Source organism: Duffyella gerundensis, assembly GCF_001517405.1.
In the GTDB taxonomy this organism is placed as follows: domain Bacteria; phylum Pseudomonadota; class Gammaproteobacteria; order Enterobacterales; family Enterobacteriaceae; genus Duffyella; species Duffyella gerundensis.
The window spans coordinates 131,066-153,518 of the sequence record NZ_LN907827.1 but is presented as its reverse complement, the minus strand read 5'-3'; the positions used below and the strand labels follow the sequence as shown (position 1 = coordinate 153,518).

General features: G+C 52.9%; 15 protein-coding genes, 4 tRNA genes, 3 rRNA genes, 1 pseudogene and 1 riboswitch. Of the genes and pseudogenes, 5 read left to right on the top strand and 18 right to left on the bottom strand.

Annotated features, from left to right (window positions below; genetic code table 11):
• Nucleotides 1-58: 58 nt before the first annotated feature.
• The 4 genes from ilvE to ilvL all read right to left on the bottom strand — a co-directional run bounded on the left by ilvE (nt 59) and on the right by ilvL (nt 3,156).
• Nucleotides 59-988, bottom strand: a complete 930-nt coding sequence (gene ilvE, locus EM595_RS00710) for a branched-chain-amino-acid transaminase (protein WP_067426799.1) — start codon at nt 986-988, stop codon at nt 59-61.
• 19 nt (nt 989-1,007) lie between these two features.
• Nucleotides 1,008-1,265: an acetolactate synthase 2 small subunit gene (gene ilvM, locus EM595_RS00705; RefSeq protein WP_067426797.1), complete on the bottom strand. Its 258-nt coding sequence runs from the start codon at nt 1,263-1,265 to the stop codon at nt 1,008-1,010.
• Nucleotides 1,262-2,908: an acetolactate synthase 2 catalytic subunit gene (gene ilvG / locus EM595_RS00700; RefSeq protein WP_067426794.1), complete on the bottom strand. Its 1,647-nt coding sequence runs from the start codon at nt 2,906-2,908 to the stop codon at nt 1,262-1,264. The genes ilvM and ilvG overlap by 4 nt, the downstream gene beginning before the upstream one ends.
• A 149-nt stretch (nt 2,909-3,057) precedes the next feature.
• Nucleotides 3,058-3,156 (bottom strand): ilv operon leader peptide, encoded by a 99-nt coding sequence (ilvL, locus tag EM595_RS20495; protein WP_071852464.1) that lies wholly within the window; start codon nt 3,154-3,156, stop codon nt 3,058-3,060.
• 327 nt (nt 3,157-3,483) lie between these two features.
• On the opposite strand from ilvL, the gene EM595_RS00695 reads away from it, so the two are divergent.
• Nucleotides 3,484-5,004, top strand: coding sequence for a YifB family Mg chelatase-like AAA ATPase (locus EM595_RS00695; protein WP_067426791.1), 1,521 nt, complete (start codon nt 3,484-3,486; stop codon nt 5,002-5,004).
• Nucleotides 5,005-5,032: 28 nt separating this feature from the next.
• On the opposite strand, the gene EM595_RS00690 is transcribed toward EM595_RS00695, so the two are convergent.
• A complete protein-coding gene (locus tag EM595_RS00690) occupies nt 5,033-5,371 on the bottom strand; it encodes a MaoP family protein (RefSeq protein ID WP_067426789.1) in 339 nt (112 codons plus the stop codon).
• A 121-nt stretch (nt 5,372-5,492) separates the two neighbouring features.
• Here EM595_RS00690 and hdfR point away from each other — a divergent pair, with 121 nt between their 5' ends.
• Nucleotides 5,493-6,320 carry an HTH-type transcriptional regulator HdfR gene (hdfR, locus tag EM595_RS00685; RefSeq protein WP_067426786.1) on the top strand — a complete coding sequence of 276 codons (828 nt, stop codon included), beginning with the start codon at nt 5,493-5,495 and terminating at the stop codon, nt 6,318-6,320.
• A 204-nt stretch (nt 6,321-6,524) separates the two neighbouring features.
• Here the strand turns inward: hdfR and EM595_RS00680 are convergent.
• The 9 genes and pseudogenes from EM595_RS00680 to btuB form a co-directional block, all read right to left on the bottom strand.
• Nucleotides 6,525-6,600 (bottom strand) — tRNA-Trp (locus EM595_RS00680).
• Between the two features lie 8 nt (nt 6,601-6,608).
• Nucleotides 6,609-6,685: transfer RNA gene (locus EM595_RS00675), tRNA-Asp, on the bottom strand.
• A gap of 97 nt (nt 6,686-6,782) precedes the next feature.
• Nucleotides 6,783-6,898 (bottom strand): 5S ribosomal RNA (gene rrf, locus EM595_RS00670).
• 98 nt (nt 6,899-6,996) lie between these two features.
• Nucleotides 6,997-9,901 (bottom strand): 23S ribosomal RNA (locus EM595_RS00665).
• Nucleotides 9,902-10,096: 195 nt separating this feature from the next.
• Nucleotides 10,097-10,172, bottom strand: a tRNA-Ala gene (locus EM595_RS00660).
• Nucleotides 10,173-10,258: 86 nt separating this feature from the next.
• Nucleotides 10,259-10,335: transfer RNA gene (locus EM595_RS00655), tRNA-Ile, on the bottom strand.
• A gap of 71 nt (nt 10,336-10,406) precedes the next feature.
• Nucleotides 10,407-11,948 (bottom strand): 16S ribosomal RNA (locus EM595_RS00650).
• The 16S, 23S and 5S rRNA genes sit together here with 4 tRNA genes alongside, the layout of an rRNA operon.
• A 367-nt stretch (nt 11,949-12,315) precedes the next feature.
• Nucleotides 12,316-13,171, bottom strand: a pseudogene (gene murI / locus EM595_RS00645) (glutamate racemase).
• Nucleotides 13,116-15,008, bottom strand: coding sequence for a TonB-dependent vitamin B12 receptor BtuB (gene btuB / locus EM595_RS00640; RefSeq protein ID WP_067426784.1), 1,893 nt, complete (start codon nt 15,006-15,008; stop codon nt 13,116-13,118). Before btuB ends, murI begins: the two are co-directional and overlap by 56 nt.
• A gap of 71 nt (nt 15,009-15,079) precedes the next feature.
• Nucleotides 15,080-15,263, bottom strand: a riboswitch (cobalamin riboswitch).
• Between the two features lie 101 nt (nt 15,264-15,364).
• Here btuB and trmA point away from each other — a divergent pair.
• Nucleotides 15,365-16,468: a tRNA (uridine(54)-C5)-methyltransferase TrmA gene (gene trmA / locus EM595_RS00635; RefSeq protein ID WP_067426781.1), complete on the top strand. Its 1,104-nt coding sequence runs from the start codon at nt 15,365-15,367 to the stop codon at nt 16,466-16,468.
• Between the two features lie 42 nt (nt 16,469-16,510).
• Here trmA and EM595_RS00630 read toward each other — a convergent pair whose 3' ends face one another.
• Both EM595_RS00630 and fabR read right to left on the bottom strand, forming a co-directional pair.
• Complete coding sequence (locus tag EM595_RS00630) at nt 16,511-16,864, bottom strand: YijD family membrane protein (protein ID WP_067426779.1); 354 nt, start codon at nt 16,862-16,864, stop codon at nt 16,511-16,513.
• An 18-nt stretch (nt 16,865-16,882) separates the two neighbouring features.
• Entirely contained in the window at nt 16,883-17,524 is a 642-nt protein-coding gene (fabR, locus tag EM595_RS00625; protein ID WP_067426776.1) for an HTH-type transcriptional repressor FabR, read from the bottom strand.
• Nucleotides 17,525-17,717: 193 nt separating this feature from the next.
• Between fabR and sthA the strand changes: the two genes are divergently transcribed.
• Nucleotides 17,718-19,118 carry a Si-specific NAD(P)(+) transhydrogenase gene (sthA, locus tag EM595_RS00620; RefSeq protein ID WP_067426773.1) on the top strand — a complete coding sequence of 467 codons (1,401 nt, stop codon included), beginning with the start codon at nt 17,718-17,720 and terminating at the stop codon, nt 19,116-19,118.
• Here the strand turns inward: sthA and oxyR are convergent.
• On the bottom strand, nt 19,101-20,018 hold the full coding sequence (gene oxyR, locus EM595_RS00615) for a DNA-binding transcriptional regulator OxyR (RefSeq protein ID WP_067426770.1): 918 nt from the start codon (nt 20,016-20,018) through the stop codon (nt 19,101-19,103). The genes sthA and oxyR overlap by 18 nt on opposite strands.
• Before the next feature lie 134 nt (nt 20,019-20,152).
• On the opposite strand from oxyR, the gene EM595_RS00610 reads away from it, so the two are divergent.
• Nucleotides 20,153-20,887: a glutathione peroxidase gene (locus tag EM595_RS00610; RefSeq protein ID WP_067426767.1), complete on the top strand. Its 735-nt coding sequence runs from the start codon at nt 20,153-20,155 to the stop codon at nt 20,885-20,887.
• Between the two features lie 108 nt (nt 20,888-20,995).
• Here the strand turns inward: EM595_RS00610 and argH are convergent, their stop codons facing one another.
• On the bottom strand, nt 20,996-22,381 hold the full coding sequence (gene argH / locus EM595_RS00605) for an argininosuccinate lyase (protein WP_067426766.1): 1,386 nt from the start codon (nt 22,379-22,381) through the stop codon (nt 20,996-20,998).
• Nucleotides 22,382-22,453: the final 72 nt, after the last annotated feature.

Here is a 22,453-nt window from a genome sequence, read left to right as displayed (position 1 = left end):
TCTTTACTCCAGTCTGGATAATAACGCGAACGCCACTGCGTCCGCGGAGACAGTCTTGTTATGGGTTAACCTGATCCAACCAACCCCATTTATCTTCGGTTTCGCCGGTGAACAGCCCGAAGAACGCCTGCTGAATACGTTTGGTTACCGGGCCACACTTGCCTTCGCCAACCTTGATGCCATCCACGCTGCGGACTGGCGTGATTTCAGCGGCGGTGCCGGACATAAAGACTTCATCGGCAAGATAGAGCGACTCACGTGACAGCACCTGCTCACGTACTTCGATGCCCATATCTTTTGCCAGCTTGATGATCGCATCACGCGTGATACCCGGCAGCGCGGATGAGGTGAAAGGCGGCGTGAACAGGATGCCGTCTTTAACTTCAAACAGGTTTTCGCCTGCGCCTTCAGAGATATAGCCGTTGGTGTCCAGCGCGATGCCTTCCTGATAACCATGGCGGCGCGCTTCGCTGCCTACCAGTAAGGAAGAGAGATAGTTGCCGCCCGCTTTGGCTGCGGTAGGAATGGTGTTTGGTGCGACGCGATTCCAGGAGGAAACCATGGCGTCGATCCCCTGCTCCAGCGCTTCGGCGCCCAGATAAGCACCCCAAGGGAACGCGGCGATGATCACATCGGTGCTAAAACCATCTGGCGGATTTACACCCAGACCCACATCACCCACAAAAGCCAGCGGACGGATGTAGGCACTTTTCAGGTTGTTTTTACGCAGCACGTCACGGCAAGCAGACATCAGCTCATCTACGCTGAAGTTCACTGGAAAACGGTAGATTTTGGCCGAGTCATGCAGGCGCTGCATGTGCTCGCGGTGACGAAACACCACCGGGCCTTTGTGAGAGTCATAGCAGCGAACGCCTTCAAACACCGACGTGCCGTAATGCAGCGCGTGTGACATCACGCTGACCTTTGCCTCTTCCCACTTAACCATCTCGCCGTTAAACCAAATGAAATCTGCTTTTTTGGTGCTCATATTCTTATTCCTTTCGCGGCTATGCACGGATCTGTTGTGTTGTTTGTTGGTGAATCTGGACGCTCGCGACATCCATTAATTTATTTAGCTGAGATGACAATAATTCGACTGAACGCTGGCTGGCAACGGTCATTTCGATATTAACGCTTTCTGCGTTGATGCCGGAGGCCATGTTCATCGCGCAAAGCTGAAAGCCGCGATGGCGAACAACGCGCAAAATGCGCTCGACTATTTCAGGTCGGAAACGGGCTTCGATAGACAGTTGATGCTGATTCATGACGTTTTCTCCATCATATTCGCGTTGCTGGCGCCTGGTGGAACCAGAGGCCAGACATTTTCATATTCGTCGATTGAGACATGCAGCAGATACGGCCCTTCGCTGTTGAGCAGGGCATCTAACGCGCCATCGACCTGATCTTTACGGGTGATACGCTGGCCAGGAATGCCGAAGGCGCCGGCCAGCATTAAGAAATCGGGATTATCAGACAGGTTGGTTTCGCTGTAGCGCTCGGCAAAGAACAGCTGCTGCCACTGACGCACCATGCCTAAACGCTGGTTGTCCATCAGCACAATTTTTACTGGTAACTGCTTACGTTTGATGGTGCCCAGTTCCTGCACATTCATCATGAACGAGCCGTCGCCGGAGATACAGATAACGCAATCATCAGGGCGGGCAACCTGCGCGCCAACCGCCGCGGGCAAACCAAAACCCATGGTGCCCAGGCCGCTGGAGGTGATGAAATTTTCCGGCTCGTGGTAGCTCATATGCTGAGCCGCCCACATCTGATGCTGACCAACGTCGGTGGTGACCACCGCGCTGGCCGCTTTGCGATCGGATAACTGCTTCAAAAACAACGGCGCGAAAATGGCATCTCCAGGATGATCGTAACGCCATGCATGTGTGGTTTTTAACGCGATAACGTCGTTACGCCATTCAGTAACGTCTATCGGCTGGCTGAGCGCGGGCAACAGCGCATTGAAATCGCCCTGCAGGGTCACGTGTGCCCGGCGCAGCTTGTGAAACTCGGCTGGATCGATATCCAGATGAATGATGCTGGCGTGCGGCGCGAAGGTATCGAGCTTGCCGGTAACACGATCGTCAAACCGCGCACCAACTGCAATCAACAGGTCGCACTGCTGGACGGCAAGGTTAGCGGCTTTGGTGCCATGCATACCTAACATGCCGAGATAACATTCATCTTTAACGTCAGCGGCACCCAGCCCTTTTAACGTGGCAACGGTTGGAATGCCGGTTTCCTGCGCGAAGGCACGCAGTGCCGGCACCGCACGCGCCATACCAACACCGCCACCCACGTACAGCACTGGCTTTTTGGCTTGCGCCAGTAAGGTCCGGGCTTCCGCCAGCTGCTGATGAGGATGCGCGATCGCCTCTTCCACCGGCAGCAGATGCGGCGTCAGATCGCCGCTCGCCAGCTGAATATCTTTAGGGATATCGACCAGTACCGGGCCAGGGCGACCAGATTGCGCAATGGCAAAGGCTTCTGCCAGCACTGAAGGCAGAGCTTCCAGCGATTCCACCAAAAAACTGTGCTTGGTGCAGGATAATGACATGCCGAGCACGTCGATTTCCTGAAAGGCATCGGTACCGATAAAAGCTGATGATACCTGACCGGTGATAGCCACTACCGGCACGGAATCCATCATGGCATCCGCCAGGCCGGTGATCAGGTTGGTCGCGCCCGGACCTGAAGTCGCGATACACACACCGGTTTTGCCGGTTGCACGCGCATAGCCGATAGCGGCCATGGCTGCGCCCTGCTCATGGCGACACAATAGATGTTCGACGCCGCCATCATAGAGCGCATCGTAAACTGGCATGATCGCTCCACCCGGATAGCCAAACACAGTATTAATGCCCTGTGCACGTAACGCCTGAACAACCCATTGTGCGCCTGTCATCGCTATTCTCCTGTCTTTCGGCGAGAACCACAGAATATTATGCTGCTGTTCATTGTTTGCTCCGCCTTAAGTCACTAACTGAATGTCTGGATAAAAAAAACCCCCGGACCTTTCGGTGCGGGGGGTTTCGTTGAATTCAGACTTGATTTTTAAGCCTTTCTTTCTCCGAGCGAAGCCCCGCACGGTGTGATAAGAATCACCACCACGCTAATCACGACCAGGTTAATCACTCGTAGAAGGGCTTTCATGTCAGATACTTTTAATCGCTTGTTCGAAGTAATGCCTACAGAGTTATCATAGTTAGTGTGATCATGACAACTTTTTTCGCGGGTTAATTTCAACCGCTGATTTTGCTGATGTGAAAAAAATGAGTAATTTCAGTTACAAGCTCTTAACTGAAATTTATTCATAACGTCATCGTCGTAATGAGTTTTTCGCTTGTTATCGATGCCGGTTCCATAAAAATGCAAACGACGGCAACGTGGGTATTCAGGCTGCATCGCGGCTTCAAAAATGAGAATCAAAGATTCGCCAGCGCCTTTGCCGCTCGCCACACTGATGGAAAAGGAGCCGTTATGTCGCTTTCCATCGTATTAACACGCGCACTGCTGGGCGTTAACGCGCCTCTGGTGACGGTTGAAGTCCACATCAGCAATGGATTGCCCGCCTTTTCTCTGGTGGGCCTGCCGGAGACCACCGTGAAAGAGGCACGCGATCGAGTACGCAGCGCCATTATCAATAGCGGCTTCAGCTTTCCTGCTCGCCGTATTACGGTAAATTTAGCGCCAGCAGATCTCCCTAAAGAAGGGGGACGTTACGATCTGCCTATCGCTATTGCCGTTCTGGTCGCTTCAGAGCAGGTTCCTGCAGATAAGCTGACGCAGTATGAGTTTCTGGGTGAGCTGGCGCTTACAGGCACGCTAAGGGGCGTTCAGGGAGCAATCCCGGCGGCAATGGCTGCCCTGGCGGCGACGCGGCAGCTAATCCTGTCTGCGGATAATCAGGCGGATGTTGGATTAATCCAACAAGGTCAGTCGTTAATCGGCGAACATCTGCTGGATGTCTGTGCCTTTCTGCATGGTAAACAGGAGCTGGCTGCTGCGGAAGCTCAGCCTTATCAGGAAGCGGTACACAGCGCAGATTTGAATGATGTTACCGGTCAGCATCAGGCGCGGCGCGCGCTGGAGATTACCGCGGCGGGCGGACACAACCTGCTGCTGATTGGTCCTCCCGGTACCGGTAAAACAATGCTGGCCACACGCTTGTCGGGCCTGATGCCACCATTGACGGAACAGGAGGCGCTGGAATGCGCCGCTATTGCCAGCTTGTCTGACAGCGGCAACCTGCATAAACAGTGGCGACAGCGCCCTTTTCGCGCGCCTCATCATAGCGCATCGCTATTTGCGCTCATTGGCGGTGGTAGTTTGCCCCGACCCGGCGAGATTTCACTGGCGCATAATGGCGTACTCTTTCTTGATGAACTCCCGGAGTTTGAGCGTCGTGTGCTGGATGCCTTACGCGAACCGATTGAGTCCGGTGAAATCGCTATATCACGGGCGCGAGCGAAGGTGACATATCCGGCTCGCTTTCAACTTATTGCAGCCATGAATCCAAGCCCAACAGGGCATTATCAAGGCAACCATAACCGATGTTCGCCACAGCAGACGCTGCGCTATCTCAGTCGCCTGTCAGGCCCATTTTTAGATCGCTTTGATCTTTCGCTGGAGGTGCCTTTATTGCCCTCAGGCACGTTAAGTCAGCGAGAAAGTGTTAATGAATCGAGTGACGTGGTTCGCCAGCGCGTGCAGGCGGCGCGCACAATACAGCTGACGCGTGCGGGAAAGGTCAATGCAGCGCTCAATAACAAAGAGATTCAACAGTGGTGCGAGATCGATATGGAAAGTGCGCAGTGGCTGGAAAATGTATTAAACACGCTGGGGCTATCGGTAAGAGCATGGCAGCGAATCCTAAAGGTCTCGCGTACTATTGCCGATTTAGCAGGTAAGGAAGGTATACATCGGGAGCATCTTCAGGAAGCGTTAAGTTATCGCGGCATTGATCGGTTGTTGATTCATTTGCATAAAAGCCTGGAATAAAAAAATGGAGCCTGTCGGCTCCACTCTTTTAATCATCGCTTTCCGTGTAGTCTTCAACGCCTTCCATCTGCGGTTTACCGCCTGACAGGGTGTGAAAACGTTTAGGGCGCTTGATACGGGTCATATATTTTGACCATACACGTTCAGCTTCCGTTTGTGGTTCGCGAATGCCGCGACACACTTCTACAAAGAGGCGTTCCTCTTCTGTAGTTGGCTCTCTTTTTGCCAGATCAAGCTCGTTAAAAGCATAACCGTGACGTTCAAGAAGCTGAGCTTCTTTAATAGTGAAATCTCCATGGCGGGAGAATCCACGTGGATAGTGTTTGTTATCAAAAAAACGATTCGTTGTTGCGAAGCTTTCCGCCATTTTACACGCTCCTAACTCTTCTATGGCCGTGCTATTTATGGCGCGGAGTATTAGATAGGCTTGACAGAGTGTAAAACAAAAGATTTAAATCATAACGACAAACAAATTTTGGAGGAAGCCAGTGGATACGGAATTGTTGAAAACCTTTTTGGAAGTGAGCCGAACGCGCCACTTTGGCCGTGCTGCTGAGGCACTTTACCTGACACAGTCTGCGGTTAGCTTTCGTATCAGACAGCTGGAAACTCAGCTCGGTGTCAACCTGTTTACCCGGCATCGCAATAATATACGCCTGACTTCCGCAGGCGAACGTCTATTACCCTATGCCGAAAGCTTGATGAACACATGGCTGATGGCAAAGAAAGAGGTTTCCCATACCCAACAGCATCATGAGCTGTCGATTGGTGCCAGTGCGTCGCTCTGGGAGGCTTATCTCACCCCCTGGCTACAGACGCTCTATGAGAATCGGGAGAGCTTGCATCTTGAAGCACGTGTTGCTCAACGTCATTCGCTGGTTAAACAGTTACACGAACGTCAACTTGACCTGCTGATCACCACCGAAGCGCCAAAAATGGATGAACTGACGAGCCAGCAAATTGGGCATATTTCTCTGGCCTTATTTCGTTCCCGGCAAAGCGAGAAGCTGGAGAAATATGACTATATCAAGCTGGAGTGGGGGGCCGATTTCCATCAGCATGAAAGCTATTTAGCTGGCGGCGACGATGTACCAGTGCTTACTACGACATCAGCTCACCTGACGCGCCAGCTCCTGCACGTCACTAATGCATGTGCATTTTTGCCAGAAACCTGGCACAACGATTATGCCGATCTGCTTGTTATCCAGGATACACCTGTAGCTGTACGTCCACTTTATGCAGTCTGGCTGCAAAATAGCGATCAACAAACGCATATTAAGCAGTTGCTTAAGTTTCCAATCGCTAATTTGAAGTGATCAGCAGCAGTTTTGTTCGGGAGTAGCCTATGATTCTGGGTTCTGGGTTCTGGGTTCTGGGTTCTGGGTTTTTCAGGGATTCTAAAGTATTAGACAGGAAGCTGGCGTTTTTAATGCCTTGGCTTTGTTTGGATATAAAGAAATCGTTAATGAAGACGAAATTTAGGCAAAAAAAATCCTTTGCCTAAGCAAAGGATCATTTTCTGGCAGGGGCGGAGGGACTCGAACCCCCAACACCCGGTTTTGGAGACCGGTGCTCTACCAATTGAACTACGCCCCTAAATAGGGTGGCGGAACGGACGGGGCTCGAACCCGCGACCCCCTGCGTGACAGGCAGGTATTCTAACCAACTGAACTACCGCTCCACCGATTCTGTACTGCGTCCGCACGTCCGTGCTGACTCAGGTATATCGCCCCGCCGCGTCACCGGTCGGGTCATGGCCATTACTGGCCTAATTTGATGCCTGGCAGTTCCCTACTCTCGCATGGGGAGACCCCACACTACCATCGGCGCTACGGCGTTTCACTTCTGAGTTCGGCATGGGGTCAGGTGGGACCACCGCGCTAGTGCCGCCAGGCAAATTCTGTTCCGGACCCCCCCAAAAAAGGCGGGCCCGATAATCCGGTACGTGCTGAAAATTGAAACCGCGTCACTGCAAAACGCCTGTGGCGTTGTAAGGTTAAGCCTCACGGGTCATTAGTACCGGTTAGCTCAACGCATCGCTGCGCTTACACACCCGGCCTATCAACGTCGTAGTCTTCAACGTCCCTTCAGGAGACTTATAGTCTCAGGGAGAACTCATCTCGGGGCAAGTTTCGCGCTTAGATGCTTTCAGCGCTTATCTTTTCCGCATTTAGCTACCGGGCAGTGCCATTGGCATGACAACCCGAACACCAGTGATGCGTCCACTCCGGTCCTCTCGTACTAGGAGCAGCCCCCCTCAGTTCTCCAGCGCCCACGGCAGATAGGGACCGAACTGTCTCACGACGTTCTAAACCCAGCTCGCGTACCACTTTAAACGGCGAACAGCCGTACCCTTGGGACCTACTTCAGCCCCAGGATGTGATGAGCCGACATCGAGGTGCCAAACACCGCCGTCGATATGAACTCTTGGGCGGTATCAGCCTGTTATCCCCGGAGTACCTTTTATCCGTTGAGCGATGGCCCTTCCATTCAGAACCACCGGATCACTATGACCTGCTTTCGCACCTGCTCGAGCCGTCACTCTCGCAGTCAAGCCAGCTTATGCCATTGCACTAACCTCACGATGTCCGACCGTGATTAGCTGACCTTCGTGCTCCTCCGTTACGCTTTGGGAGGAGACCGCCCCAGTCAAACTACCCACCAGACACTGTCCGCACCCCGGATCACGGGGCCACGTTAGAACATCAAACGTTAAAGGGTGGTATTTCAAGGTTGGCTCCACGCGGACTGGCGTCCGCGCTTCAAAGCCTCCCACCTATCCTACACATCAAGGCTCAATGTTCAGTGTCAAGCTGTAGTAAAGGTTCACGGGGTCTTTCCGTCTTGCCGCGGGTACACTGCATCTTCACAGCGAGTTCAATTTCACTGAGTCTCGGGTGGAGACAGCCTGGCCATCATTACGCCATTCGTGCAGGTCGGAACTTACCCGACAAGGAATTTCGCTACCTTAGGACCGTTATAGTTACGGCCGCCGTTTACCGGGGCTTCGATCAGGAGCTTCTCTTGCGATAACCCCATCAATTAACCTTCCGGCACCGGGCAGGCGTCACACCGTATACGTCCACTTTCGTGTTTGCACAGTGCTGTGTTTTTAATAAACAGTTGCAGCCAGCTGGTATCTTCGACTGGCTTCGGCTCGGGGAGCAAGTCCCTCCACCTACGCGCCAGCGTGCCTTCTCCCGAAGTTACGGCACCATTTTGCCTAGTTCCTTCACCCGAGTTCTCTCAAGCGCCTTGGTATTCTCTACCTGACCACCTGTGTCGGTTTGGGGTACGATTTGATGCTGCCTGATGCTTAGAGGCTTTTCCTGGAAGCAGGGTATCAGTTGCTTCAGCACCGTAGTGCCTCGTCGTCACGCCTCAGTGTTAAAGTGAACCGGATTTGCCTGGAACACACACCTACACGCTTAAACCGGGACAACCGTCGCCCGGCCAACCTAACCTTCTCCGTCCCCCCTTCGCAGCAACACCGAGTACAGGAATATTAACCTGTTTCCCATCGACTACGCCTTTCGGCCTCGCCTTAGGGGTCGACTCACCCTGCTCCGATTAACGTTGAACAGGAACCCTTGGTCTTCCGGCGAGCGGGCTTTTCACCCGCTTTATCGTTACTTATGTCAGCATTCGCACTTCTGATACCTCCAGCAGACCTCACAGTCCACCTTCGACGGCTTACAGAACGCTCCCCTACCCAACAACGCTTGCGCGCCGCTGCCGCAGCTTCGGTGCATGGTTTAGCCCCGTTACATCTTCCGCGCAGGCCGACTCGACCAGTGAGCTATTACGCTTTCTTTAAATGATGGCTGCTTCTAAGCCAACATCCTGGCTGTCTGGGCCTTCCCACATCGTTTCCCACTTAACCATGACTTTGGGACCTTAGCTGGCGGTCTGGGTTGTTTCCCTCTTCACGACGGACGTTAGCACCCGCCGTGTGTCTCCCGTGATAACATTCTTCGGTATTCGCAGTTTGCATCGGGTTGGTAAGCCGGGATGGCCCCCTAGCCGAAACAGTGCTCTACCCCCGAAGATGAGTTCACGAGGCGCTACCTAAATAGCTTTCGGGGAGAACCAGCTATCTCCCGGTTTGATTGGCCTTTCACCCCCAGCCACAGGTCATCCGCTAATTTTTCAACATTAGTCGGTTCGGTCCTCCAGTTAGTGTTACCCAACCTTCAACCTGCCCATGGCTAGATCACCGGGTTTCGGGTCTATACCCTGCAACTTAACGCCCAGTTAAGACTCGGTTTCCCTGCGGCTCCCCTATACGGTTAACCTTGCTACAGAATATAAGTCGCTGACCCATTATACAAAAGGTACGCAGTCACACCACGAAGGTGCTCCCACTGCTTGTACGTACACGGTTTCAGGTTCTGTTTCACTCCCCTCGCCGGGGTTCTTTTCGCCTTTCCCTCACGGTACTGGTTCACTATCGGTCAGTCAGGAGTATTTAGCCTTGGAGGATGGTCCCCCCATATTCAGACAGGATACCACGTGTCCCGCCCTACTCTTCGAACTCACAGCAGGTGCATTTTTGTGTACGGGACTGTCACCCTGTACCGTGCGACTTTCCAGACGCTTCCACTAATGCACAAGCTGATGATGGTTCCGGGCTCCTCCCCGTTCGCTCGCCGCTACTGGGGGAATCTCGGTTGATTTCTTTTCCTCGGGGTACTTAGATGTTTCAGTTCCCCCGGTTCGCCTTGCAGCACTATGTATTCATGCTGCRATGATGCACCTGGGTGCACCGGGTTTCCCCATTCGGGTATCGTCGGCTGTTGCGGTTCATATCACCTTACCGACGCTTATCGCAGATTAGCACGCCCTTCATCGCCTCTGACTGCCTGGGCATCCACCGTGTACGCTTCGTCACTTAACCTCACAACCCACAGGCGTCTCGTGAGACGCTGCGGTCATAAGCGTGACGCGAACACGCCGCTCTCTGCGCCCCTTATTACGGAGGGACGCGACGACGTGTCGTTTCAATTTTCAGCTTGGGTCCGGATTGTGAAAGAGCATAATACTTCGCAGCCCGCCGTTGCCGGCGCGCTCTGAAGTATTGTTGAAAACCATATGGTGGAGCTAAGCGGGATCGAACCGCTGACCTCCTGCGTGCAAGGCAGGCGCTCTCCCAGCTGAGCTATAGCCCCATACAGTCTTGCAGAGACCTTTACTACCACTCAACCGAGTGCATCCTCAGGCAAGGATGCCGCTTTGCTCCGCAAGGAGAAAAGCATGGTAGGCCTGAGTGGACTTGAACCACCGACCTCACCCTTATCAGGGGTGCGCTCTAACCACCTGAGCTACAAGCCTGTAGAGGTTTTCTGCTCGTTACTTTCTATCAGACAATCTGTGTGGACACTGCGCGGGAAGGTATCTTCAGGTAAGGAGGTGATCCAACCGCAGGTTCCCCTACGGTTACCTTGTTACGACTTCACCCCAGTCATGAATCACAAAGTGGTAAGCGCCCTCCCGAAGGTTAAGCTACCTACTTCTTTTGCAACCCACTCCCATGGTGTGACGGGCGGTGTGTACAAGGCCCGGGAACGTATTCACCGTGGCATTCTGATCCACGATTACTAGCGATTCCGACTTCACGGAGTCGAGTTGCAGACTCCGATCCGGACTACGACGCACTTTGTGAGGTCCGCTTGCTCTCGCGAGGTCGCTTCTCTTTGTATGCGCCATTGTAGCACGTGTGTAGCCCTGCTCGTAAGGGCCATGATGACTTGACGTCATCCCCACCTTCCTCCGGTTTATCACCGGCAGTCTCCTTTGAGTTCCCGACCGAATCGCTGGCAACAAAGGATAAGGGTTGCGCTCGTTGCGGGACTTAACCCAACATTTCACAACACGAGCTGACGACAGCCATGCAGCACCTGTCTCACGGTTCCCGAAGGCACTAAGGCATCTCTGCCGAATTCCGTGGATGTCAAGAGCAGGTAAGGTTCTTCGCGTTGCATCGAATTAAACCACATGCTCCACCGCTTGTGCGGGCCCCCGTCAATTCATTTGAGTTTTAACCTTGCGGCCGTACTCCCCAGGCGGTCGACTTAACGCGTTAGCTCCGGAAGCCACGAGTCATGCTCACAGCCTCCAAGTCGACATCGTTTACGGCGTGGACTACCAGGGTATCTAATCCTGTTTGCTCCCCACGCTTTCGCACCTGAGCGTCAGTCTTTGTCCAGGGGGCCGCCTTCGCCACCGGTATTCCTCCAGATCTCTACGCATTTCACCGCTACACCTGGAATTCTACCCCCCTCTACAAGACTCAAGCCTGCCAGTTTCAAATGCAGTTCCCAGGTTAAGCCCGGGGATTTCACATCTGACTTAACAGACCGCCTGCGTGCGCTTTACGCCCAGTAATTCCGATTAACGCTTGCACCCTCCGTATTACCGCGGCTGCTGGCACGGAGTTAGCCGGTGCTTCTTCTGCGGGTAACGTCAATGAACGAGGTTATTAACCTCGTCCCCTTCCTCCCCGCTGAAAGTACTTTACAACCCGAAGGCCTTCTTCATACACGCGGCATGGCTGCATCAGGCTTGCGCCCATTGTGCAATATTCCCCACTGCTGCCTCCCGTAGGAGTCTGGACCGTGTCTCAGTTCCAGTGTGGCTGGTCATCCTCTCAGACCAGCTAGGGATCGTCGCCTAGGTGAGCCGTTACCCCACCTACTAGCTAATCCCATCTGGGTTCATCCGATGGTRTGAGGCCCGAAGGTCCCCCACTTTGGTCTTGCGACGTTATGCGGTATTAGCCACCGTTTCCAGTGGTTATCCCCCTCCATCGGGCAGATCCCCAGACATTACTCACCCGTCCGCCACTCGTCACCCGAGGAGCAAGCTCCTCTGTGCTACCGTTCGACTTGCATGTGTTAGGCCTGCCGCCAGCGTTCAATCTGAGCCATGATCAAACTCTTCAATTAAAAGTTCGATTTGCTTCAACTCGTGAAGCGATGCTCAAGGAAAACGTCGTAATGAATTTCAATACGTGTTCACTCTTAAGACTTGATATTTTTTTTGCGTCCGGAGACGCTGATATCAATCCTGCGAGTGCCCACACAGATTGTCTGATAAATTGTTAAAGAGCGGCGCTACATTCTCAGTAGCGCGGGTTGCGTATACTACGCTTTCCCGCTGAAGAGTCAAGGATTTTCTCACTTATCTCTTCCTGACACGCCGCTGTGTAAGCCGTTGTTCCGTGTCAGTGGAGGCGCATTATAGGGAGTTCCTGACGGGTGACAAGTGCTAATTTCAAAAAAAAATCTGACTGCCTTTTTTTTAGTCAAACCACTATGGAATTGACAGTTTTTCGAGCTTTCCGAAGCCATAACGCTGTAATACGGGTATTAATTGCTCAGTTGCCTCAGTAAAAGCCAGTACATAAAGCGCAATTTTCTTCACGGGTATCAATCGCAGGCGCCTCATTTTCCAGTAACCATACGGTTCGCCTTGCAATTGCCGCCCCTGAATCTACTAAACGTGTACCGGAAGGCAGCACCTGCTGCAACTCGTCGGTTAAAAGAGGAAAGTGTGTGCATCCCAACACGATAGTATCTGGCGGCTCATTCATCTTTAACCAGGGTTGCAGGATATGGCGCACCGTATCCAGTGACACATCCTTACCCTGTAGCTTCTCTTCCGCCAACTCCACCAGCTCTGCTGAACCCAACATCTCAATTCTGCATTCACTGGCAAAGCGTGCCACCAGCTCATGTGTATAAGGACGTTTAACTGTCGCACGCGTCGCAAGGAGACCAACCACGCCATTCCGTGTCAGACGCGCGGCTGGCTTGATTGCTGGAACAACGCCAACAACCGGAAAGGTAAAACGTTCTCGCAACGCAGGCAATGAAACGGTGCTGGCGGTATTGCAGGCGATCACGACCAGCGCCAGCGGATATCGGCTGGCTGCGGCAGTGACAATGTCGAGCACGCGCTCCACGATAAAGGCTTCGCTTTTTTCACCATAGGGAAACGCGACATTATCGAACACGTAGAGATAATGAAGATCCGGCAGCAACTGTCGAATCTCATCATAGACAGAAAGCCCACCGACGCCGGAATCGAATACCAGCACGGTAGGCCGTCGTTTAGAAGTTGTAGCTGCCGTTGAGATAATACTCTCGCCCTGGAGTTTGATAGCCATACGCTGTCTCGTAATCTTTATCGAACAGGTTGGCAATTCTACCACGAACGGTGAGATGCGATGTGACCGGATATGATACTGCGAAATCCACCGTGCTATAGGCTGGTAAGCGTCGCTGGGTAGCAAAGTACTCACTGGTATTATTGTCATAACGTTTGCCGAAGTATTGATAGATCACATCTACGTCGACATCGTGCACGTTGACACCTACCTGATACTTAGCCTGCTGTTTAGCGCGGCGAGCTAAAACTTCATCATCCGCATCCCGGCGTGCATCAAGATAACCAAGCGTTATTTGATGATGTACCCTTCCTGTATCAAATTCGCCATTGAGCTCAACACCTTTTAATGTCGCGGCTTTCACATTGTAATAGCCGCCTTCGAACGTGTTGCTGTCAGTGGCGTAATCAATAAGGTTATCGATTTGGTTATGATAAGCCGTTACGCGCCAGTTAACGGGCCCTGTTAATCCTTCAAGACCTGCTTCCCACTGCTTCGATTTTTCTGGCCTGAGATCGGGATTAGAGGCGATATCTAAACGCTTTTGTCCATATAGCTGGCCCAGTGTCGGTGCCTGAAAGGCCGTGCCATAAGAAAGTGTCGCTCTGTAATCAGGCACAAATTCCCAACCGATGGCCGTTTGCCAGGTGCCATGACGGCCAAAATCATCCGTATCATCGCCGCGAACTGCGCCCTCCATCGTAACAGTACCAATCTGCTGCTGCGCCGTTACATAGGCGCCGGTGTTATCCTGCTTATAATCATTGCTTTCACGCTGTGCAGTGGAGAAGCTTGTGCCGGCTGACGTGAGTTTCTGCTGCTTCCAGTCAAGACCTGCGCTCACCATGCCCTGACCTACACGTAACGTATTGCCCCATTGCAGGTTGCGTTGTTCCATATCATCCAGGCTGCTGGTTGCAGCATCGTAACGCCCTTCCGTGCTGGCATAGTTAAAAACCTTATACTTTTGATAGCTGGCAACAAGTTGCGAAGCAAAGTCGTCTTTACTGTAGCGAAGCCCGGTATCATAGGTATGGTTATAAATTTGCTGCTCGTCAGATCCCGATGCATAGCCGGAGTCATAATCTGCATTGGCTGAATAGCCGTAACCACGGAAGAAGCCGGAGAGGGTATCGTCGAATTGATGTTCAACGCCTGCCCAAAACGATTTATTGCGCCAGCCATCCCGATCGCTATCAAGGCTGTAACTTGAGTCTGGTTGAACATTGAAACCATTGGTGGCTTGATAGGCACCGGCTACCGTTACGCGCGTAGCGTCGCTGATATTTTGATTAATCGCACCGCTATACTCCTGATAGCCTTTTGAGCCAGCACCGACGGTGAGGTTATTGTTATTTTCATTATCCTGAGTAATGACATTGATCACGCCGCCAATGGCATCTGCGCCATAAACAGCAGAGCGCGGCCCACGGATAAACTCAATGCGCTGAATGATTGAAACAGGTATCTGGTTGAAATCAGCCACACCGGTCACCCCCGGCTTAGCCATTGGCACCCCATCAATCAGCACCAGCGTATGACGTGCTTCGGAACCCCGAACATACATAGACGCGTTTTGGCCAATTCCACCACTCTGCGCGATATCCACACCGGGTAAACGACGCATAATTTCAACCAGGTTCTTCGACTGCCAGCGATCGATCTCTTCACGCGTGACGACGGTTGTGGAGGCCAGCACCGAGGAAACAGGCTGGGCGAAACGGTTGGCGGTAACAATTTGCGTATCATCATTATTCCCCTGCGCGAGGCTATGCTGCGCCCAGAGAGAAATCGCCGTTGCCCCAAAGGCTAACAGCGACGCTTTTGTTTTTATCATTTTATACAAGCATCCAAAAGATCGGGCAGGATGCCGCAGGCATACAATCGATAGCACGCGATGATCGTATGAAATGCGACGTTACGCCGGCAGGTCTTCGGACTTGGAATCGTTATAATGACAAAGACTTCCCATCCAGGCGGACAGTGTCTGCATACGCGATTGTCATGACATTCCTTACCGCTGCGCGTCAGCTCCAGATTCACACTGGATTCCCTTTTAACTCGTTAAAAGGCCGGCGCTGGCAGTCTACGGCCAAGGCTAACAGAATTCCAGCCTGCCACATGACAACACTGGACATCGCGAGTTGAATGCCTACAATCGCCCGGCAAGTCAGCTACCAATCAGGATCTATCATGACGCCCGAACACTTACCGACCGAGCAGTACGATGCCCAACTGGCAGAAAAAGTTAGCCGCCTGCACGCTATCATGCAGCCTTTTGCTGCCCCGGATGCAGAAGTGTTTCGGTCGCCTGTGCGCCACTATCGTATGCGGGCCGAATTCCGCGTCTGGCACGATGGCGACGATCTGTATCACATCATCTTTGATCAGCAGACGCGTGATCGTATCCGGGTGGATCAATTTCCGGCAGCCAGCGAACTGATCAACCAGCTGATGCCCAAAATGATCGAGGCGATCCGGGACAATCGCGTGCTACGTCATAAGCTGTTTCAGATCGATTACCTCTCCACCCTAAGCCAGCAGGTTGTGGTCTCCCTGCTTTATCATCGTAAACTCACCGACGAATGGCAGCTGGCCGCCAGCGCCCTGCGCGATGCGCTGCGGACAGAAGGGTTTGATATACAAATCATTGGCCGCGCAACAAAAACGAAAATTTGCCTCGATCGCGATTATGTCGATGAACGTCTGCCGGTGGCGGGGCGTGACATGATTTACCGTCAGGTGGAAAACAGTTTTACTCAGCCCAACGCGGCGATGAACATTCAAATGCTGGAATGGGCGCTGGATGTTACTCAGGATTCACAGGGCGATCTGCTGGAACTCTATTGCGGCAACGGCAATTTCTCGCTGGCGCTGGCGCGCAACTTCCGTCGCGTGCTGGCCACCGAAATTGCCAAGCCGTCGGTAGCGTCGGCGCAATACAATATTGCCGCCAACCAGATTGAGAATGTGCAGATCATTCGTATGGCGGCAGAAGAGTTCACCCAGGCAATGACCGGTGTACGCACCTTTAATCGTCTGCAAGGTATCGATCTGCAGGATTACGACTGTGAGACAATTTTTGTCGATCCGCCGCGCAGCGGGCTGGATGATGAAACGGTAAAAATGGTGCAGGCCTATCCGCGCATTCTCTATATCTCCTGCAATCCGGAGACGCTGCGTGACAATCTGGCAGTGTTAGCGCAAACCCATGAAGTTTCCCGTCTGGCGCTGTTTGATCAGTTCCCTTATACCCATCATATGGAATGCGGCGTTCTGCTAACCCGCAAGGCATAAAAAAACCGGGGATATTCCCCGGTTCTCTTTATTGATTCAGGCTTACTGTTCTTTGTGCCGCTTGAGGCGATAACCAATCCAGAAGACCAGCGCCACCATCAGAATGGTCGGGACAAAGTTGGAGCCCATATCGGGATATTCCGCCCGCACCAGCGCGCTGTAAACCAGAATACCGAGCAGGAAAAATGCAGCGGCAATCGACGGCATGCCGTCAGGCATCGCACGGTTGAGATAACGCTGATGCAAACACCAGGCAGCCAGCGCCAGAGCAATCAACGGAAAAATAGAAAAAGGCACAAAGCTGCTAAATAACACGGAAAACGATCCGTTTATTGAAAGACCGGTGATAAAAGCCAACACCAGCGTGCCTTTATCGCGCGGATACTTGCTTATCATTTCATTATCCTTATTCGCTCAATCATCACTTTCCAGCGTCACCGAAAGCTTATCCTGCTCACGGCGATACCAATAATACGCGCCCTTTGAGATCATCCGCAGTTGCAGAACCAGACGCTCTTCCAGTCGCGGACGTTGCTCAATATCAATATCCAGCGCTTCTGCACCCGCGTTAAATACGATGATAACCATCGCTTCGGCCTGTGCCTCCGTGAAGCTGCGCGGCATCCGGTTTTCAACTTCCAGATAATCCGCCAGCTCAGCAATGAAGTGCTGGATTTCGCGCGCCACCGCGGCACGGAAGGCCGCAGAGGTTCCTGAACGCTCGCGCAATAACAAACGAAATGCATTGGGATTGTTCCCAATAAACTCCATAAATGTCGATACCGAGGTCTTAATCACGCTGCCGCCTTTGGCGATGCGCTGCCGCGCCTGACGCATAAGCTGACGCAACATCAAACCGCTTTCGTCGACCATGGTCAGGCCGAGTTCATCAACATCACGAAAATGACGATAAAACGACGTAGGCGCGATGCCCGCTTCCCGGGAAACCTCGCGCAGGCTGAGGCTGGCAAAACTGCGTTCAGCACTTAACTGACTAAATGCCGCTTCGATTAGTGAACGACGTGTACGTTCTTTTTGCTGCGCCCGGACGCCCATTGTATCTGCCTTTTAGCCTGCCAGGGGGGCACTATAACAAAATTTTCAGCGTACAGATCCGCAAAGTTTGTGAACGTCTGTTAACGTTTCATTTTGGCAAATAGTGTCTGTTTTTGCGGTTAGAATTGGGATGTCGGCGGGGAGATGTTAGAATCTCGTTGTAAAAATGTATAGAAACATAGGACGTATTGGTATGCAAAAGTCTTACGATTACGACGCCATTGTGATTGGCTCAGGTCCCGGCGGTGAAGGCGCAGCTATGGGACTGGTAAAGCAGGGAGCGCGAATTGCGGTGATCGAACGCTACCATAACATCGGAGGCGGTTGTACACACTGGGGAACCATTCCATCAAAAGCGCTACGTCATGCAGTTAGCCGTACGATTGAGTTCAACCAGAATCCGTTGTACAGCGATCACACACGTTTACTCCGCTCCTCGTTTGCTGACATTCTTAATCACACGGAAAATGTTATCAGCCAACAGACGCGCATGCGTCAGGGCTTTTACGAGCGCAACCATTGCCAGCTTTATCAGGGCGATGCGCGCTTTGTCGATGAACACACCATCGAAGTGGTTTATCCCGACGGTACCGCGGAAAAATTCACCGCAGAGAAGTTTGTTATCGCCTGCGGCTCACGCCCTTATCAGCCAGCCGACGTCGATTTTACTCACCCGCGCATCTACGATTCCGATTCCATCCTGAATCTGCATCATGAACCGAGCCACGTCATTATCTATGGCGCAGGGGTTATCGGTTGTGAATACGCGTCGATCTTTCGTGGTCTGAATGTCAAAGTTGACCTGATTAACACCCGCGATCGTCTGCTGGCGTTTCTCGATCAGGAGATGTCCGATTCACTCTCCTACCATTTCTGGAACAGTGGCGTGGTGATTCGTCACAACGAAGAGTTTGAGAAAATTGAAGGCGTCAGCGATGGCGTCATTGTGCACCTGAAATCTGGCAAAAAAGTGAAAGCGGATTGCCTGCTCTACGCTAACGGACGTACCGGGAATACCGATTCGCTATCGCTGCAAAATATCGGTCTGGAAGCGGACGGGCGCGGCCTGTTGAAAGTGAACAGCATGTACCAAACGGCACAGCCGCATATTTACGCGGTGGGTGATGTCATTGGTTACCCAAGCCTGGCTTCTGCCGCCTACGATCAGGGGCGCATTGCCGCGCAGGCGATCATTAAGGGCGAAGCGACTGCTCATCTGATTGAGGATATTCCTACCGGTATTTATACCATTCCTGAGATCAGCTCCGTGGGCAAAACCGAACAGCAGCTCACAGCGATGAAAGTGCCTTACGAAGTGGGTCGTGCGCAGTTTAAGCATCTGGCGAGAGCACAGATTGTCGGCATGAACGTTGGCAGCTTGAAAATCCTGTTCCACCGCGAAACCAAAGAAATTCTGGGTATTCACTGCTTTGGCGAGCGAGCGGCAGAGATTATTCATATCGGCCAGGCGATCATGGAACAGAAGAACGGTGGCAACACCATTGAGTATTTTGTGAATACCACCTTCAACTATCCCACGATGGCCGAAGCCTATCGCGTGGCCGCGCTGAACGGTTTAAACCGCCTGTTTTAACCGGCTGTCAAAATGGTTTTGCATGTGCGTGCGGATCGCCTCTGCCAGCTGCTCATAGCGGCTGCGCAGGGGTGAGCCTGGGCGATAAACCAGCGCGATGGTACGCTGCGGCACCGGCTTATAACACGGCAAATAACAGACGCCATCACGCACGCGCTCGTGCGGTACCGCCAGCGCAGGCAGCAGCGTAATGCCGCTTCCGGCAGCAACCATATTGCGCAGCGTTTCCAGACTGGTGGCGCGAAAATGCGTGTCTTCATCCGCTCCGGCCTGAAAACAGAAACCCAGCGCCTGATCGCGCAGGCAGTGTCCGTCTTCCAGCATCAGCAATTTCTCACCGGCCAGATCGGACATCGGCACACGATCGCGGTCGTGCCACGGATGATCGGCATAAACCGCCAGCTTCATCGGTTCGTCAAACAGCGGCACTTCAATAAACGCTTCGCTCTCTTTTACCAGCGCCAGAATCGCGCAGTCGAGCTTGCCACTGTCAAGCTGCGCCAGCAGCTGCTGCGTCTGTGCTTCATGCAGATACATTTCCAGCTTAGGAAAGGTCTGATGCAGCATAGGAATAATTTGCGGTAGCAGATACGGGCCGGTGGTAGGAATCAGACCGATATGCAGCGGGCCGGACATCGCTTCGCCCTGCTGGCTGGCCATCTCTTTCAGCACTTTCACTTCACGTAGTATTGTACGTGCCTGATCCACCAGCAGCAGACCCGCCTGGGTGAACAGCACTTTGCGGCTGGTGCGTTCGAGCAGCATTACGCCCAGCTCATCTTCCAGCTTGCGAATTTGCCCGCTCAGCGTTGGCTGGCTGACGTGGCAGGCATCGGCTGCACGGCGAAAATGGCGATGTTCCGCCAGGGAAACCAGATATTCCAGATCACGAATGTTCATTTATCTCTCCTCACCATGATAGTTCACGGCGATAGATAGGATAGCAATCAACGATTAGCCCTATCAAGCAAAGATACCAATAATGGCCGCATTAAGATTCACATCACACTTTTGTTCACGCTGAGAGGTTATGCATGTTTGCAAGTCAGGAAGGAAAGACCGTTCCTCAAGTTACTTTCCATACGCGTCAGGGTGACAAATGGGTTGATATCACTACCGACGAACTGTTTAAAAACAAAACGGTCATTCTGTTCTCTTTGCCCGGGGCATTTACCCCAACCTGTTCTTCCAGCCATCTGCCGCGCTACAACGAGCTGGCGAGCGTATTCGCTCAGCACGGCGTTGACAGCATCGTCTGCGTATCGGTTAACGATACCTTTGTGATGAACGCCTGGAAAGCCGATCAGCACGCTAACAACATCACTTTTATTCCAGACGGCAACGGTGAATTCACCCGCGGTATGGAAATGCTGGTTGAGAAAGCGGATCTGGGCTTCGGCCCGCGCTCATGGCGTTACTCCATGCTGGTACGCGATGGCGTGGTAGAAAAAATGTTTGTCGAGCCAAACAAGCCGGGCGACCCGTTTGAAGTTTCAGATGCCGACACTATGCTGCGTTATCTGGCACCAGAATTTAAGGTGCAGGAGTCGGTTTCTCTGTTTACCAAACCAGGCTGCCCATTCTGCACCAAAGCAAAACAGCTGCTGATCGATCGCGGCATGCAATATGAAGAGATTGTGCTGGGTCAGGATGCTACGACGGTGAGTCTGCGTGCTGTGACCGGTCGTGCGACGGTTCCTCAGGTCTTTATCGGCGGTCGCCACATCGGTGGCAGTGACGATTTAGAACAGTTCCTGATGCCCGCTTAAGAATCAATATACCGGGCAGGATGTCCGGTCGTTTGATGATGTGCCTAATAATTATGATTAATTCCTAAGTTAGAGGTTAGCGGGCATACTCTGCCCGCTTTTTTTATCTCAGGAAGCGCCCTGTTTCAGCCGCTGTTTCGCGTCGGAAATGGCAACAGAAACCTGATGCGGAGAAACGCCACCCTGCGCATTACGTTTATCCAGGCAGGATTGCAGAGCCAGAATCGGGTAAACATCGTCACCGATAACGCTGCTGAACGACTGCAACGTCTCCAGCGTCATCGCTTCCAGCGCCACGCCCTGGCCCATCGCTGCTACCACCACTTCACCCACGATATGATGTGCTTCGCGGAACGGCACGCCTTTAGCAACCAGATAATCCGCCAGTTCGGTTGAGTTAGCGTAACCCTGTTCCGCCGCTTCCTGGCAACGTGGCCGCTTCACCTGAATACCATCCAACACCAGTTCTGCCATCTGCAGGCAATCCAGCCAGGTATCCAGCGCGTCAAACAGCCCTTCTTTATCTTCCTGCATATCTTTGTTGTAAGCCAACGGCAGGCCTTTCAGCGTCATGCTCATGGCGGTAAGCGCACCCTGCACACGACCACACTTGCCACGAATCAGCTCCAGCGCATCGGGGTTCTTTTTCTGCGGCATCAATGAGGAGCCCGAGGTGACGCGATCGGAAAGCTCAACAAATCCCGCTTCACCGGTATTAAAGAAGATCAGATCTTCTGCAAAACGTGACAGGTGGATCATGCCGATCGAGGCGTCGGACAGCAGTTCCAGCACATGATCGCGATCGGAAACGGTATCCAGGCTGTTACGCGTGGCCGACGTAAAACCCAGCCAATCGGCCAGCTGCTGACGGTCGATTTCATAGGCGGTACCCGCCAGTGCACCGCAGCCGAGCGGGCTGACATCAAGGCGCTTCAGCGTATCCTGCAGGCGGCTCTCATCGCGGGCAAGCATTTCAACGTAGGCCAAACACCAGTGCGCAAACGTCACCGGCTGCGCGCGCTGTAAATGGGTATAGCCCGGCATCACTGCATCCTGATTGGCTTCGGCGGTACTGACCAGCGCCTGCTGCAGCTGACGAGTGGCATCCAGCAGATACTGAACCTGCACTTTGCACCAGAGTTTCAGATCGGTAGCAACCTGATCGTTACGGCTACGGCCGGTGTGCAGTTTTTTACCCAGCGCGCCCACTTTCTCGATCAAACGGCCTTCAACCCAGCTATGAATATCTTCCGCATCGCTCTCAAGGATTTGCTGTGGATTAGCCCGCACCTCTTCCAGCAGCACACCCAGCGCTGATTCCAGCTGCTGCTGCTCGTCCTGCGTCAGCACATTCACGGTAACCAGCGCCTTTGACCAGGCAACGGAGCCGGTAATGTCCTGCTCCGCCAGGCGATAATCAAACCGCAGCGAATCATTGAACAGTTTAAAACGTTGATCGGCTGCCTGTGTGAAACGTCCGCCCCAAAGTGCCATAGCTATGCTTCCTTATTCTGTAAAAAAGGCGGCCCGTGAGCCGCCCCTTGAATTCATTGTCAGGGGGCATCA

Coding starts and splice junctions, on each gene's coding strand:
- ilvE (WP_067426799.1), bottom strand. CDS start 988: ATGAGCACCAAAAAAGCAGATTTCATTTGGTTTAACGGCGAGATGGTT.
- ilvM (WP_067426797.1), bottom strand. CDS start 1,265: ATGAATCAGCATCAACTGTCTATCGAAGCCCGTTTCCGACCTGAAATA.
- ilvG (WP_067426794.1), bottom strand. CDS start 2,908: ATGACAGGCGCACAATGGGTTGTTCAGGCGTTACGTGCACAGGGCATT.
- ilvL (WP_071852464.1), bottom strand. CDS start 3,156: ATGAAAGCCCTTCTACGAGTGATTAACCTGGTCGTGATTAGCGTGGTG.
- EM595_RS00695 (WP_067426791.1), top strand. CDS start 3,484: ATGTCGCTTTCCATCGTATTAACACGCGCACTGCTGGGCGTTAACGCG.
- EM595_RS00690 (WP_067426789.1), bottom strand. CDS start 5,371: ATGGCGGAAAGCTTCGCAACAACGAATCGTTTTTTTGATAACAAACAC.
- btuB (WP_067426784.1), bottom strand. CDS start 15,008: ATGATAAAAACAAAAGCGTCGCTGTTAGCCTTTGGGGCAACGGCGATT.
- trmA (WP_067426781.1), top strand. CDS start 15,365: ATGACGCCCGAACACTTACCGACCGAGCAGTACGATGCCCAACTGGCA.
- EM595_RS00630 (WP_067426779.1), bottom strand. CDS start 16,864: ATGATAAGCAAGTATCCGCGCGATAAAGGCACGCTGGTGTTGGCTTTT.
- fabR (WP_067426776.1), bottom strand. CDS start 17,524: ATGGGCGTCCGGGCGCAGCAAAAAGAACGTACACGTCGTTCACTAATC.
- sthA (WP_067426773.1), top strand. CDS start 17,718: ATGCAAAAGTCTTACGATTACGACGCCATTGTGATTGGCTCAGGTCCC.
- oxyR (WP_067426770.1), bottom strand. CDS start 20,018: ATGAACATTCGTGATCTGGAATATCTGGTTTCCCTGGCGGAACATCGC.
- EM595_RS00610 (WP_067426767.1), top strand. CDS start 20,153: ATGTTTGCAAGTCAGGAAGGAAAGACCGTTCCTCAAGTTACTTTCCAT.
- argH (WP_067426766.1), bottom strand. CDS start 22,381: ATGGCACTTTGGGGCGGACGTTTCACACAGGCAGCCGATCAACGTTTT.